Origin of the sequence: Streptacidiphilus jiangxiensis (assembly GCF_900109465.1) — a bacterium.
In the GTDB taxonomy this organism is placed as follows: Bacteria; Actinomycetota; Actinomycetes; order Streptomycetales; family Streptomycetaceae; genus Streptacidiphilus; species Streptacidiphilus jiangxiensis.
Genome location: NZ_FOAZ01000017.1, coordinates 71,727 through 85,579, shown reverse-complemented (window position 1 = coordinate 85,579; position 13,853 = coordinate 71,727). Strand labels below are relative to the sequence as shown.

Below are 13,853 nucleotides of genomic sequence, written 5' to 3'. Positions count from 1 at the left end.
GTCAGTGCTCCCTGACCAGTCGCGCGTAGGCGCCGCCCGTGGCGAGCAGCTCCTCGTGGCGGCCGCGTTCGACGACGACGCCGCGTTCCAGCACGACGATCTCGTCGCTGTCGCGCACCGTGCTCAGGCGGTGGGCGATGACCACGCACGCGCAGCCGCGCCTGCGCAGGTTGTCCATGACCAGCTGCTCGGTCTCCGCGTCGAGGGCACTGGTCACCTCGTCCAGGACCAGCACGCTGGGCCGGCGCGCCAGGGCGCGGGCGATCTCCAGCCGTTGCCGCTGCCCGCCGGAGAAGTTGCGGCCGTCCTGCTCGACCCGGCCGTGGATGCCGCCCGCCCGCGCGCGGACGGCGTCGAGCACGGCCGCGTCGCGCAGCGCCTCGGTGACCGCCTCGTCGGAGATGGACGGGTCCCAGAGCGCCACGTTGTCGCGCACGGTGCCCTCGAAGAGGAAGACGTCCTGGTCGACGAAGGAGACCGAGGCGGTCAGGACGGTGCGCGGGATCTCCTCGAGCGGTCGGCCGTCGATGCTGATCGCGCCGCTCCACGGCAGGTGGAGTCCGGAGATCAGCCGCGACACGGTGGACTTGCCACTGCCGGACCCGCCGACGAGCGCCACCTGGCGGCCGGGCCCGACGTCGAGTGAGAAGCCGCGCAGCAGCGGCTCGTCGAGCGAGCTGTAGCCGAAGGTGACCTCCTGCAGCACCACGTGCCCGCTCAGTCGGCGCGCGCCGCCGCCGGACCGGGACCGCGCGAACACCGGGTCGACGGGGAAGTTCTCGACGTCCCGCAGCCGGGCCACGTCGGCGGCGAAGTCCTGCGCCCGGCCCGCCACCGCGTTGAGCCGGGTGACGGGCGCGGTGAAGCTCGCCACCAGGGCCTGGAAGGCGATCAGCAGCCCGACCGAGATCCGGCCGTCCACCGCGCGCAGCCCGCCGATCAGCAGGATCAGCGCACTGTTCAGCGCGGCCAGGGTGGGGGCCACCACGGCCAGCGCCGCGCTCGGCAGGCCGAGCCGTTGCTCGCCGGTGAGGGTGACCGCGTGCTGTCCGGCCCAGCGCCGGAAGAAGCCGGTCTCGCCGCCGGTGGCCTTCATCGTCTCGATCAACTGGAGCCCGCTGTAGGAGGTGTTGGTCAGTCGGGCACTGTCCGCGCGCAGCTTCTGCACGCCCGCGCCCCGCAGCCGCACCACCAGCCGCAGCGCCGCCACGTTGAGCAGGGCGACGCCGACGCCGAGGAGGGTCAGCGGCGGGTCGTAGGTCCACAGCAGCACCGCGTAGAGCAGCACGACCACGGTGTCCACCGCGGCGGCGGCGAGGTCGCGGGCCAGGGTCTCGGCCACCGAGTCGTTGGACTGCAGGCGCTGGACGAGGTCGGCGGGGCTGCGTCGGCCGAAGAACGGGACGGGCAGCCGCAGCAGGTGGCGCAGGAACCGCGCGCTGGTCAGCGTCGACGCGATCATCCGGCCGCGCAGCAGATTGGCCTGCTGCACGCCGGTGAGCACGGCGGTCAGCAGCACCGAAGCGGCCAGCGCCGCGAACAGCACCGGCAGCGCCTCGGTCCGGCCGCCCAGCAGGAAGTCGTCGATGTAGGTGCGGCTGAGCGCGGGCACCACCGCGCCGACGGTGACCAGCAGCAGACCCGCCACGAGCACCGCCGCGGTGGTGCCCCGGGTGCCGTGCAGCCGTGCGGGCAGGCCGCTGAGCACGCCCGGCCGTCGGCCGCCGGGCCGGAAGCCCGGGCCGGGCTCGAAGGTCAGCACCACGCCGGTGAAGGCCGTGTCGAACTCCTCCGCGTCGACGAACCGGCGTCCGCTCGCGGGGTCGTTGAGCCGGACCCCGTGCCGGCCGGGCCGGGCGACAGTGCCCTCGTAGACGACGAAGTGGTTGAACTCCCAGAAGAGCACGGCCGGTGCGTGCACCTCGGTCGCCAGGGCGCTGGGTTCCATCTGCATGCCCTTGGCGGTCAGGCCGTATCGACGGGCGGCCTTCAGCACGTTGCCGGCGCGCGAGCCGTCGCGGGAGACGCCGCAGGCGAGCCGCAGCTCCTCGAGCGGCACGTGCCGACCGTGGTGGCCGAGCACCATGGCGAGTGCGGCGGCGCCGCACTCGACGGCCTCCATCTGGAGCACGGTGGGGGTGCGCACCGTCCGCTGACGCCTGGTGCGGGGTGCGGGGGCGGCGCGGCGCCGCCCTTGGGTCGGCGCGTCGCCGTGTCGGGGGCTCACGGCAGGATCCAGTCGATCGGGTGCCGGCCGGGCAACTGCACGGCGGCGCTGACCAGGACGGCGGAGCGCAGCGGGCCCGGCGGGCCCTCGGCGGAGGTCCAGGCGTAGCCGGACGCCGTCGCCGCGGACCGTTCCAGCCGGACGACGACGGCCACCTTCCCGTCCTGTCCGCCCGGTCCGTCCTGGCCGCCGAACGCCTGGCCGAGCCGGTCGCTGCCGAGGAAGGCGGCGATCTGCTGCGGCGACTGCGGGCTGCTGCCGACCTGGGCGACCCGCCCGAGCAGCAGGCCGTACTGCTGGACGGACACGGACTGGACGGTGAGGTCCACGGCCGCGCCGGCCGGGATGGCGGCGGCCCTGTCCGCCGACACGTACACCACCGCGACCAGCGGCTCGTCCGGGCCGGTGACGCGTTCCACCGTCGCCACGTCGGAGCCGGTCGCGACGACCGAGCCGAGTGCGGCCACCAGCGTGCCGACCCGGCCGGCGGCGACCGTCCGCACCGTCTGCAGCTTCTGGCGGGGACCGGTCCGGACGCCGAGGAGCGGGGCTCCCGCGGCCAGGGTGTCGCCCTCGCGGGCGTAGACGGCGACGACCTGTCCGGCCACGGGGCTCTGCAGGACGTAGCTGCCTTCCGCGTGGACGAGGATCCCTGGCTCGTTCACCCGGGTGGCGATCGTTCCGGTCACCGCCCAGTAGCCGGCGGCGGCCAGCACGGCCGCCGTGACCAGGAGAACGAACCGCCCCTGCGGCCGGGCCAGCTGTGCGGGCACCTGGAGGTCCTCGGGCGACCGCTGTTTGGCAAGGGCTTTCTGCCGAAACTGCACAGGGTTTTTCCTCAATCCAGGACGTGATTCAGGCCCTGGGCACGAAAAGCGTCCCAGGGCCTGGATCCGGGCTTTTCCGCCCGGCTATCGGATATCCGGGTCAGATACCCGAGAGCAGGCCGGTCAGGCCGGAGACGGTGCCGGTGGTGCCGGTGAGGCCGGTGACGGTGCTGACCAGGCCGCCCACGGGGAGGGCGTTGCCGACGGCGCCCAGGGTGTCGGAGACGCCGGACAGGTGCAGACCGGCACCGAGGCCGCTGTTCATGCCGATGCCGGCGCCCAGCCCGATGCCGCCGGCCACGCCGTCCAGGTCGGTGTCGTCGATCTCGCGGGTCTCGACCTGAGGCGTGAAGTCGCTGCGCATGAGTACTTTCCTCTCAATGCTCTGGGTATTTCCAACAGGGGGAACCGAAATTCCCGGCTCCCTTTCCTGTGATGATCCAACCAGTCTGCTCGGATATATGTCCACCGAGGTCGGCCCGGATTTTCTGTGAACATTCCGGGCGGTTCGCATTCATGATCGTCCATGAATCGCGGGCGTTGGTGGCGACGCTGTGAAAGACCCCGGGAGGGTTGCGTGCGAGTCGTGATGTCCCGGCGCGGGCGGTGTGTCCGGATGTGCGTCACCCGTCCGGCCCACCGGCGTCGCGGTCCGCAGGAGTGCCCAAAGGATGGAGAGGACGTGGGCACGAGGGAGGGCTGATGGCGGAGACGATCCCCGGGCAACGGGCGGGGCGACGGTGGCCGGTCGGGGGCTGGCTCCCGCGGTACCGGTGGAAGCGCTTCGGCCCGGACTCCCTCGGGGCGGCCACCGCCTGGGCGTTGATCGTGCCGGAGTGCGTCGCGTACGCGCAGATCGCCGGCGTCCCGCCGCAGAACGCCTTCTACGCCGCCCCGATCGCGCTGCTCGCCTACGCGCTCTTCGGGAGCTCCCGGTTCCTGATCGTCGGTGCCACGTCCGCCGCCTCCGTGCTCTCGGGGGCGACGGTCTCCGGTCTGACCACCGACCCGAACAAGGCGGCGGTCTTCTCGGCCGCGCTCGCGCTGATGGCGGGCGCGGCCCTGATCGTCGCGGGCCTGTGCCGGCTCGGCTTCATCGCCGACTTCCTCGCCGAACCGGCGCTGGTCGGCTTCCTGTTCGGCATGGCGCTGACCATGATCGTCCGGCAGATGTCCAAGCTCACCGGGCAGTCGACGGGGGACGGCAACTTCTTCCAGCGGCTGTGGCACGTGCTGTCCGAGATCGGCGCCTGGAGCGGGGCCACGGTCCTGGTCGGCGCGTTGGCGATCGTGGCGCTGCTGGTGCTGGAACGGTTCCTGCCCAGGCTGCCCGCCGCACTGATCGTCCTGGTCGCCGGGATCGTCCTGTCCGCCGCGCTCGACCTGAAGGACCACGGCGTCGACGTGGTCGGCAGAATCCCACGCGCGGTGCCCACCCCGGCCTGGCCGAGCATGCCGCTGCACGACTGGGTCTCCATGTCGGGCGGCGCCATGGGCGTCGCGCTGATCTGCTTCGCCGAGGGCTTCTCCATCGCCGGCAGCTTCGCCCGCAAGCACGGCGACCAGGTCGACGCCAGCCGCGAGATGACCGCCATGGGCGCCGCCAACGCCGCCGTCGGCCTGTTCAAGGGCTTCGCCGTCTCCGGCAGCGCCTCGCGCTCGGCCGCGGCCGAGTCGGCGGGCGGTAGCAGCCCGATGGTCTCGGTGGTCGCCGCCGTGCTGGTGCTGATCACCGGAGCGTTCCTCACGCCGCTCTTCACCGACCTGCCCGAGCCGGTCCTCGGCGCGATCGTCGTCGTCGCCGTCCGCGGCTTCCTCAACGTCAAGGAGATGCGCCGTTACTGGGAGCGCGACCGACCCAGCTTCGCCGTCGCGGCGACCGCGCTGATGGGTGTCCTCGTCTTCGACCTGCTGCCCGGCCTGCTGCTGGCCGTCCTGCTCTCGCTGCTGCTCTTCATCGCCGCCGCCAGCCGCCCCAAGGTCTCCGTCCTCGGCCACCTCCCCGGCACGACGGTGTACGCGGACGCCGACGAGCACGACGAAGCCGTCACCACGCCCGGTCTGCTCGTCGCCCGCCCCGACGGGACGCTCTTCTTCGGCAACGCGTCCCGGGTCAAGAACGCCGTCGTCGACCTCGCGGTGCAGGCCGGGGCCCGCGTCGTCGTGCTCGACCTGACGGCGAGCTACCGGTTCGGCGTCGAGGTCCTGGACACCATCGGCGAGCTGCGCGAGGAACTCGCGCACCACGACGCCGACCTGTGGATCGGCCGCCCACGGGTGTGGACCCGCGAGTTCATCGGGACCAGCCGCCTGGGCAGGCAGCTCGGCCCGGGCCGCATCTTCGACACCGTCGGCGACGCCGTCGACGCCTTCAGCCACGCGCCGCTCGGCGCCCCCTCGAAGTGACCCCGCACGACGAAGGAGCCCTACGCATGTCCTACCAGCCGAAGCCCGCTACGCCGGCCACCGCCGCTGCGAACCGCGAGGCCGTCGCCCGCCTGGTCACGCCGTAGTGGATGCCCCGGTCCGGGCGGTCACCCCAGGGTGCGGAACCGCCTGCGGTACTCCGTGGGTGTCGTGTCCAGCCCGCGGCGGAAGGCGCGGATCAGGGTGTCCACGGTGTGGAAGCCGCAGGAGGCGGCCACGCGCTCCAGGGTGTCGTCGGTGGCCTCCAACCGGTTGCGGGCGGCCTCCAGACGGACGGACTCCACGTACGCCGCCGGGGTGACGCCGAGCTCCGTCCTGAAGACCCGCGCCAACTGCCTCTCGCTGATGCTGGCGTGGCGGGCCAGGTCGGTCACGGTCAGTGGGGCGTCCAGGTGGCGCAGGATGTGGTGGCGCAGTTCGTCCACGCGGCGGGTGGTGGTGGCCGCGGGCTCCGTCGGCACACTGAACTGGCTCTGACCGCTCTCCCGCTTCAGGTACATCACCAACTGCCGGGCCACGCGCAGCGCCACCGCCTCGCCGAAGTCCTCCGCCACCAGCGCCAGCGACAGGTCCAGGCAGGCGGTGATGCCCGCGCCGGTCCACACCCGGCCCTCGCGGATGAAGATCGGGTCGGCGTCCACCGTCACGGCCGGGAACTCCTGGGCGAGCTGGTCCGCCGTGGACCAGTGCGTGGTGGCCCGTTTGCCGTCCAGCAGCCCGGCGGCGGCCAGCAGGTGGGCGCCGACGCACACCGAGGCGACACGTCGCGAACGCGCCGCCAACTCCTTGACGTGCCAAACCAGTTCCGGATCGGTCAGGGCGCGTACGCGCCGCTGCGGGTCCATCTCGACGGCGCCGGGGACCAGCAGGGTGTCGATCCGGCGCTCGGCCGCCTGCGCGAAGGTCACGTCGGGCAGGATGCGCACCCCGGCGGCGGTACGCACCGGCTCCAGCGTGGCCGCGGCCAGCAGCACCTGGTAGCCGGCCGCGTCCGCCGTCTCGCGCTGCAGCAGTGCGAAGACCTCCGGCGGACCGGTGACGTCGAGCAGGTCCACCCCCTCGAACACCATGATGACCAGGCGTCGTGCGACCGCTCCCACCTGCGCGTTCCTTCGCTTCCATGTCCGTATCTGCAAGTCGGACGACATTGTCCGATCCTCCGCCCGGATCGTAGCGTCGAAGCCATGACGACGACCTTGCGTGACCTCAACAGCTTCGACGCGACCCCGGCGCGACTGGCCGACTCCACGGTGATCCTGATCGACTACCAGAACACCTACACCGAGGGCGTGATGGAGCTCGACGGCTGGAAGGAGGCGCTGGAGGCGGGCGCCGAGCTGCTGGCCCGGGCCCGTGCGGCCGGCGCGGCGGTGATCCACGTCGTCAACGACGGCGGCCCGGGCACGCCGTACGACATCCGGGCCGAGATCGGCCGGATCCACCCAACCGTCGCCCCGGCGGAGGGTGAGCCGACGGTGGTGAAGACCGCGCCGAACGCCTTCCTGGAGACCGAGCTCGCCGAGCTCGTCGACGCGGCCGCTCGCGATCACGTGATCGTCGCCGGGTTCATGACCCATCTGTGCGTGGCGTTCACCGCTCAGGGCGCGTTCCTGCGCGGCGACCGGGTGACGGTCGTCGCCGACGCCTGCGCGACCCGCGCGCTGGACACGCCCGTCGGCGCGGTGTCCGCGCGGCAGCTGCACGAGGCCGCGCTGGCCACCGTGCACGACCTGTACGGCGTGGTCGTGGCCCACGGGTCCGCGCTGGCGTGAGGGACCGTGAGAAACGAGACGACACGGCCGCCGGGGGTAGCGGCCGTGTCGGGTTCGAAGGGTGGTGCTCAGGTGCTCAGGAGGCGTTCAGCGCCGTGTCGTCGACGACGAAGCTGGTCTGCGCCCCGGAGCCCTCGACGCCGGTGAACTTCAGCGTCACCGTCTGGCCCGCGTAGGCGGAGAGGTTGAAGGAGTACTGGGTGTAGCCGGAGGCCGCGTTGAGGTTCGAGTAGGTGCCCGGCGTGGACAGGACGGTGCCCGCGCTGTTCAGGACCTGGACCTTGAGGGTGTCGCTCGCGGTGGTGCCGGTCTTGTCCGAGTCGACGTGCAGCCAGAAGGAGAAGGTCGAGCTGCAGCCGGCCGGGACGGCCACGGACTGCGCCAGGGTGTCGGTGTGGGCGGCGCCGTAGCCGTCCAGCCACGCGTCCCAGCTGCCGCTGTGGGCGGGCTCGGAGGTGGTGTCGTTGTTCAGCACGCCCGAGGTCATGGTCCAGGGCGACTCGCTGCCGGTCTCGAAGCCGGGGTTGCCGAGCTTCTGGCCGGGGCTGGTGCAGCCGCCGCCGCTCGGGTTGACCGTCCAGGTGAAGGACGCGGAGCCGGACGCGGTGCCGGAGGTCGCGGTGACGGTCACGTTGGAGGTGCCCGCGGCGGTCGGGGTGCCGGAGATCAGACCGGAGGAGGAGATGCTCAGGCCCGCCGGGAGACCGGTGGCCGAGTAGCTCAGCGCCTTGCCGGCCGAGTCGTTCGCGGAGACCTGGACCGAGGAGACGGCGGTGCCGACGGTGCCGGTCTGGTTGCCCGGGTTGGTGACCGAGACCGTCTCGGTCTGCTGCGCGTTGACCGTCCAGGTGAAGGACGTCGAGCCGGAGGCGCCGGTCGGGTCCGTGGCGGTGACGGTGACGGTCGAGGTGCCGGCGGTGGTCGGCGTGCCGGAGATCAGGCCCGTCGAGGAGTTGATCGACAGGCCGGCCGGGAGGCCTGTCGCGCCGTAGGTGAGCGTCTGGCCGGAGGCGGAGTCGCTCGCGGCGACCTGCACCGAGGCGGCGGTGCCGACGGTGGAGGACTGCGTGCCCGGGTTGGTCACGGTGACCGTGTTCGCGGGGGTGCCGCCGAACACGTCGGTGATCGGCGTCGCGCTCGCGGCGTTGCCGGTCGCCGCCACGCCGAGGCTGTCCTCGAGGGTGCGCAGCACGTTGTCGTGCGTGATGTTCTCGCTGTACTGACCCGGCGTCACGCCCGCGCCGACCATCAGGGTCGGGATCTGGTTGCTCTCGCTGGAGTCGTCCTCGTCCCAGGTGACGACGAGGAGGCTGTTGTGGGTCTTGGCCCACTGCGCGTAGCCGTCGATGTTGCTCTGCAGCCAGCTGTCGCCCTGCTGGATCGTGCCGTCGTGCATGTCGTCGAGCAGGTTCGGGACGACGAAGCCGAGCTTCGGCAGCGTGGTGTAGTCGCTCGGGTAGGCCCCGAAGGTGCGGTTGTCGGCCGCGGGCACGTCCGAGAAGAACGACCAGGGGTTGTGCTTGCGGGCGTACTCACCGCTGGTGCAGCCGGTGTAGCCGTCCGAGGGCATCGACTCGGAGTAGCCGGTGAAGCTGTCGCCCGCGGCGAGGGCCTCGCCGCCGAGGTCCGGCCCGGAGAAGGTGTGCGGGCAGCTGTCGGAGGTGGTGCCCTGGGTCGAACCCGAGAAGAGCTCCAGGTAGTTGGGCTCACTGGGGTGGGTGACCGCGAAGGACTGGGTGAACACCGCGCCCTGCGAGGCGAGGTTGTTGATGTAGGGCGCCGAGGAGCTGCCGATGATCTCGTTGTACGCGTGGTTCTCCTCGATCACGACGAGGACGTGGTCGAAGTGCGGCACCGACGTGGCCGCGTGCGCGGCCGTCATGGCGGGCGCGGTGAGGCCGGCCAACGCCGCGGCCGTGGCCGCGAGCGTGACTGCGGCCGTTCGGATCTTCCGGTTCACGGTGGTCTCCCGAAGGCTTCCCGAATCGCTGCGTGGCGACCGGATCAGGCCGCCTCGGACACGGTGCTGCCCGCGCGTGAGCATGACAAGAGGAATCCGCCACTCCTACGCGGAAGTTCACTTGCTGTGTGTTCGCTATGAGTCAGGTGAACGGCCGGGGCGGTACCGGATTGCGCAGAATTGCGAGCTTCCGGGTGCATACGGGTGAATCTTGTCCGGGTAGGGACAATCCGGTCCTTATGATCGACTCCCTGTGACGCCAAGTCAGAGAACTCGAACGGACACCACCGCCGACGTGGTGATCCTCGGAGCCGGGCCCGCCGGGCTGGTGCTCGGCAACCTCCTCCACGCGAACGGGATCGACTGCGCCATCCTGGAGCGGGCCGAGCAGGCCGACCTGCACGCCCGCGCACGGGCCGGGTACCTCGCCGCCAACACCGTACGGATCCTGGAACGCCACGGCCTCGCCGACGGCCTGCGCCGGCGCGGCACGCAGCACGCCGTCTGCGAGTTCCGCACCGAGGGCGGCCGGTTCCGCCTCGACTACGGCACCCTGGGCCGGGGCGAGCGGCACACCGTCTACCCGCAGCAGGAGCTCGTCGCTGACCTGCTGGCGCACTACCTCGACGCGGGCGGACGGATCAGCTTTGGCACGAAGGCCCTCGCCGTGCTCGACGCCCACGGCGACCGGCCCTCCGTCACGGTTCAGGAACCGGACGGCGGGTCGGAGCGGTGGCACGCCCGCTACGTCGCCGGGTGCGACGGCCGGCGCGGCGCCGCGCGGCGCTCCCTGCCGCCCGGCGCGGTCCGCCGTCACCACCGTGACCACGGCGTCTCCTGGCTCGGGCTGCTCGCCGAGGCGCCGCCGAGCCTGGACGCGGTCGGCTACGCAGTGCACCCGCGCGGCTTCGCGGGACACATGGCGCGCACCCCCGAGGTCACCCGCTACTACCTCCAGTGGGAGCGCGGCCTCCCGGCCGACGCCTGGTCCGAGGAGCGGATCTGGGAGGAGCTGGAGCTGCGGCTCGGCGCCGCCGAGCACGGTGCCCTGCACCGGGGCCGGATCGTCCAGCGCACCGTCGTCGACCTGGAGTCCGACGTCCTCGAACCGCTGCGCCACGGCTCGCTCCTCCTCGCCGGCGACGCCGCCGGTCTGCTCGCCCCCTCCGCCGCCAAGGGCGCCAACCTCGCCGTGCTGGAGGCGGAGCTCCTCGCGCGGGCGCTCGTCGACGACCTCGCCCACGGCGACCCCGCCGGTCTCGACCACTACTCCGCCGCGTGCCTGGCCCACCTGTGGCGGGCCCAGGAGTTCTCGCACTGGATGGTCCAGCTCCTGCACGGCACGCCGGCGGCCGACGGCGAAACGTTGTTCCACGACGGGCTCCGGCGATCCCGGCTGGAGTCGCTCCGCACCTCGCGCGCCCACCAGGACTGGTTCGCCGAGAACTACGTCGGCGTCTGACGCCCCTTCCGATTCCGAGAGTTGAGAACCGAGATGACGATGCCCCCTGCCCTGACGGCGGTCCCGACCGACGCCGCCCGCCTGCGCGCGACAGTCGACTTCGTCAGGGAGCAGGACACCGCCTCCCTGCTCGCCCTGCTGCTGCCCGGCCTCGACGGAGTGGAGCTGCGGGCTCTGGTCGACCGCTCTCGCTTCTCGCACGCCGCGCTGCTGCTCTTCCCGCCGTCGGACGAGGCACTCCGCGCCCAACTGGCCGACTGCGGGCTGGCGTCGGACGTCGGCGCGCTGCCCAGCGTCGTCGTCCGTGACCGCCTCGCCGCGCGGCACGGGCGGGAGCCCGCGCAGCTGGACGTGCGGATCCTGCGCCCGCCCGTGGCCGGCCCGCAGGGCGAGCACCGCACCGTCGAGGTGTTCGCGCTCGACGTGCCGCGCGGCTCCGTGCTCACCCCGATCGCCGAGAGCGAGCGTTCCCACCAGCACGAGGCGCACCTCGCCTTCGAGGTCGACAGCCCCGATCCGCTGGTGCTGCGCGGCATGCGCGCGATCCTCGCCCGCCACGGCGCGGCCGCCGACGGCGGCGGCTACAACCCGCACGAGGACGGCACGGTCTTCTACTTCACCGCTCCCGCCGACTCCAAGGCCGGCTACGGCCGGGTCGAGCTCTACGCCCCCGGCGACCACCGCGAGGTGCTGGCCGCCCACCTCGACGAGCACCGCGCGCGGCAGCCCGCCGAAACGCTCCTGCGGCTGCTGACCGGTGCCTGGACCACGCAGGCCCTGGCCGCCTTCGCGGACCTGCGGGTGCCCGACGGCCTGGACCGGGAGGAGGCGACCACCCCCGAAGCCCTGGCCGCGACCGTCGGCGCCCACCCGGAGAGCCTGGCCCGGCTGCTGCGCTACCTCGCCATGCTCGGCGTGGTGGCGCAGGAGGGGAACGCGTTCCGGCTCACCGAGGTCGGCGCGCTGCTGCGCGCCGACAGCCCCGGCTCGATGCGGCCGCTGGCCCTGATGTACGGCGGCCCGTTCTACCGGTCCTTCGCGGACCTCGGGCGCACCGTGCGGACCGGCGAGGTCGCCTTCGACCACCTCTTCGGCGAGAACCACTTCGACCACTTCGCCCGCCACCCCGAGCTGGCCGAGCTGTTCGACCGGTCCATGGCCGCCAGCTCACGCCTCTTCGAGCCGCTCACCGCGCACCCTGTCGTCACCGCCGCGGGCGAGGCGCCCACCCCCGGTACCGTCGTCGACATCGCCGGTGGCAACGGCGAGCTGATCGGCCGCCTGCTGACCGCGCACCCGCGGCTGCGCGGGGTGCTCCTCGAGCGCCCGCACGCCGTCGCCGCCGCCCGGCGCACCCTCGACGCGGCCGGGTGCGGCACCCGCTGCGCCTACGTCGCCGGGGACTTCGCGGACGTGCCGCCGGGCGCCCAGGTCTACGTCCTGTCCCGGGTGCTGCACGACTGGGACGACCAGCGCTGCGTGGAGATCCTGCGGCACTGCGCCCGGGCCATGCCCGCCGACGCCGACCTGCTGGTCGTCGAGCGCGTCCTGCCGGCCGACGGCTCCCCCTCGCTGGCCACCGCCTGGGACCTGCACATGATGTGCAACGTCGGCGGCCGCGAGCGCACCGCCGACCACTACGCCCGCCTGCTCGCCGCCGCCGGGCTCACCCTCGTCGGCCGCGGCCCGCTGCCGCTGGACGGCAGCGTCCTGCACGCCCGCAGGGCGCTGCTGCCCAGGCCCTACGCGTCGGCGCCCTCGCACGCGTAGGGGGGACCCGGCGTGACGGCGGGTTCCGGGGTGCGGGCGGCGGCCTCACACCGGCTGCATGAGTCCGCGCAGACGGGGCAGGCGCGCGGACACGGATGCGAGGAGGTGCCTCGTGGAGCGACGAGACGGCCCGGTCCTCACCCAGCGGGAGCGACGGACCCTGGCCTTCATCGAGGAGCAGCTGCGCGGCCAGGACGAGGCCCTCGACCTCGCCCTGCGCAGCATGCGGCCCCGCCGTCGGCGCTGGCTGCCCCGTCGGCGTTCCAGCGCGTGCGGGGACGGCGGCGAAGCGGGAGGAGCGGGCGGTGAGGCCGTTGCGGGCGGGTGAGCGGTTCGGGGTGACGGAGACCGTCGGCGCGGGGGAGTGCGTGCTGCGGCTCCGCTCTCGATTTCTGTGACTCGACTCGATCGCGGAGGCCCGCGCGGACGTGTGAGCCGGCGCCGCCGGGGCAGACGCGGGTCATCAGGCGTGGAGAGGGAGACATGAGCAGCCAGTACGAACTCAGGGCCGAGCACCAGCCGGGTGAGATGGCCCGGAACGGACACCACTGGCACGTGGTGCGGCACGGCAGCCTGCTCGGCCTGTGCGGTCGGCTCACCTCGCCCGTCGGCGAGCTCCAGGAGATCCTGCTGATCGACGACGTGCGGATGGAGGGGCGCTGCCCGTCCTGCTGGGCCGCCTACGACGAGGTGACCACCCCGGTCTGACCGTCCCGGCCGGTCAGCGCCAGCAGGCGGGTCTGCGAGTCGGCGTGCGCCGGCACCGGCCGTGGCCGGTCGAACAGGCCGGAGGCGGCGAGCCGGTCGGCGTAGCCGGACAGCTCGCGCAGCGCGAAGGAGACCAGCGGGTCCGGCAGCCGGGTGTCGGCGCCGATCGCACGGGCCAGGTCCCAGGCGTGCACGACCGTGTCCATGGCCAGCTGGCTGCACAGGTGCGTGGCGGGCGCCGGGCCCGTCCACAGGGTGACCGGCCGGTCGAGCGCGCCCTTGGTGTGGACGGCCTCCTCGGCCTCGGCGGACGCCCGCTTCCAGGCGAGCACCGGGTCCTCCGCGTGCCGGTCCCCGTCCACCCGGTCGTCGACCACCGCGGCCGGGACCCCCGCGAGCAGCGGCGGCACCCACAGGTGCTGGACGGTCACGTGGTGCACCAGATCGCGCACGGTCCAGCGCCGGCACGGCGTCGGCAGGCCCCACTGCCCGGGATCGACCTGGCGGACCAACCGCCCGAAGAGGTCCAGCGCTGCGGTGTAGTTCTGCGGCAGCGCGTGTGCGTCGTCCCGTCGGTAGGTGACCATGCCGTCACTCCTCGCCTCGTGCACCGGGTCTGCGCCCGGGCCATGAGACTTCCCGGTCAGGACCGGTTCACACCCAGGAGGGTGGACGAGAGCCGTGATGCGGGTGGGTTCAG

12 protein-coding genes are annotated in these 13,853 nt (G+C 72.9%); 6 read left to right on the top strand and 6 right to left on the bottom strand.

Translation table 11 applies throughout. The annotated features are described in order from the left end of the window. Position 1: 1 nt before the first annotated feature. From BMY61_RS28640 to BMY61_RS28630, 3 genes are all read right to left on the bottom strand, one after another. Positions 2 to 2,227 carry an NHLP family bacteriocin export ABC transporter peptidase/permease/ATPase subunit gene (locus BMY61_RS28640; protein ID WP_236655878.1) on the bottom strand — a complete coding sequence of 742 codons (2,226 nt, stop codon included), beginning with the start codon at positions 2,225 to 2,227 and terminating at the stop codon, positions 2 to 4. Further along, positions 2,224 to 3,054 (bottom strand): HlyD family efflux transporter periplasmic adaptor subunit, encoded by an 831-nt coding sequence (locus BMY61_RS28635; protein WP_042443251.1) that lies wholly within the window; start codon positions 3,052 to 3,054, stop codon positions 2,224 to 2,226. The genes BMY61_RS28640 and BMY61_RS28635 overlap by 4 nt, the downstream gene beginning before the upstream one ends. 100 nt (positions 3,055 to 3,154) lie before the next feature. Continuing rightward, on the bottom strand, positions 3,155 to 3,418 hold the full coding sequence (locus tag BMY61_RS28630; RefSeq protein ID WP_042443252.1) for a hypothetical protein: 264 nt from the start codon (positions 3,416 to 3,418) through the stop codon (positions 3,155 to 3,157). A gap of 338 nt (positions 3,419 to 3,756) precedes the next feature. Here BMY61_RS28630 and BMY61_RS28625 point away from each other — a divergent pair, with 338 nt between their 5' ends. Further along, the gene (locus BMY61_RS28625; RefSeq protein ID WP_042443254.1) at positions 3,757 to 5,460 is read left to right on the top strand and encodes a SulP family inorganic anion transporter; all 1,704 of its coding nucleotides are present in this window, start codon (positions 3,757 to 3,759) and stop codon (positions 5,458 to 5,460) included. A 128-nt stretch (positions 5,461 to 5,588) separates the two neighbouring features. Here the strand turns inward: BMY61_RS28625 and BMY61_RS28620 are convergent, their stop codons facing one another. Then, entirely contained in the window at positions 5,589 to 6,551 is a 963-nt protein-coding gene (locus BMY61_RS28620; protein ID WP_143094572.1) for a GlxA family transcriptional regulator, read from the bottom strand. Positions 6,552 to 6,665: 114 nt separating this feature from the next. On the opposite strand from BMY61_RS28620, the gene BMY61_RS28615 reads away from it, so the two are divergent. Beyond that, a complete protein-coding gene (locus tag BMY61_RS28615; protein WP_042443258.1) occupies positions 6,666 to 7,253 on the top strand; it encodes an isochorismatase family protein in 588 nt (195 codons plus the stop codon). 76 nt (positions 7,254 to 7,329) lie between these two features. On the opposite strand, the gene BMY61_RS47950 is transcribed toward BMY61_RS28615, so the two are convergent. Then, complete coding sequence (locus tag BMY61_RS47950) at positions 7,330 to 9,213, bottom strand: putative Ig domain-containing protein (RefSeq protein WP_063773185.1); 1,884 nt, start codon at positions 9,211 to 9,213, stop codon at positions 7,330 to 7,332. 295 nt (positions 9,214 to 9,508) lie between these two features. Between BMY61_RS47950 and BMY61_RS28605 the strand changes: the two genes are divergently transcribed. The 4 genes from BMY61_RS28605 (at position 9,509) to BMY61_RS28590 (ending at position 13,153) form a co-directional block, all read left to right on the top strand. Further along, a complete protein-coding gene (locus BMY61_RS28605) occupies positions 9,509 to 10,675 on the top strand; it encodes a 4-hydroxybenzoate 3-monooxygenase (RefSeq protein WP_042443263.1) in 1,167 nt (388 codons plus the stop codon). Positions 10,676 to 10,708: 33 nt separating this feature from the next. Further along, entirely contained in the window at positions 10,709 to 12,445 is a 1,737-nt protein-coding gene (locus tag BMY61_RS28600; protein WP_143094563.1) for a methyltransferase, read from the top strand. Positions 12,446 to 12,557: 112 nt separating this feature from the next. Further along, on the top strand, positions 12,558 to 12,773 hold the full coding sequence (locus BMY61_RS28595; protein ID WP_042443265.1) for a DUF3040 domain-containing protein: 216 nt from the start codon (positions 12,558 to 12,560) through the stop codon (positions 12,771 to 12,773). A gap of 155 nt (positions 12,774 to 12,928) precedes the next feature. After that, entirely contained in the window at positions 12,929 to 13,153 is a 225-nt protein-coding gene (locus BMY61_RS28590) for a hypothetical protein (protein WP_042443267.1), read from the top strand. Here BMY61_RS28590 and BMY61_RS28585 read toward each other — a convergent pair. Next, entirely contained in the window at positions 13,126 to 13,740 is a 615-nt protein-coding gene (locus BMY61_RS28585; RefSeq protein WP_042443272.1) for a TIGR03086 family metal-binding protein, read from the bottom strand. The genes BMY61_RS28590 and BMY61_RS28585 overlap by 28 nt on opposite strands. Between the last annotated feature and the right edge of the window lie 113 nt (positions 13,741 to 13,853).

Coding starts and splice junctions, on each gene's coding strand:
- BMY61_RS28630 (WP_042443252.1), bottom strand. CDS start 3,418: ATGCGCAGCGACTTCACGCCTCAGGTCGAGACCCGCGAGATCGACGAC.
- BMY61_RS28585 (WP_042443272.1), bottom strand. CDS start 13,740: ATGGTCACCTACCGACGGGACGACGCACACGCGCTGCCGCAGAACTAC.
- BMY61_RS28625 (WP_042443254.1), top strand. CDS start 3,757: ATGGCGGAGACGATCCCCGGGCAACGGGCGGGGCGACGGTGGCCGGTC.
- BMY61_RS28615 (WP_042443258.1), top strand. CDS start 6,666: ATGACGACGACCTTGCGTGACCTCAACAGCTTCGACGCGACCCCGGCG.
- BMY61_RS28600 (WP_143094563.1), top strand. CDS start 10,709: ATGACGATGCCCCCTGCCCTGACGGCGGTCCCGACCGACGCCGCCCGC.
- BMY61_RS28590 (WP_042443267.1), top strand. CDS start 12,929: ATGAGCAGCCAGTACGAACTCAGGGCCGAGCACCAGCCGGGTGAGATG.
- BMY61_RS28620 (WP_143094572.1), bottom strand. CDS start 6,551: ATGGTGTTCGAGGGGGTGGACCTGCTCGACGTCACCGGTCCGCCGGAG.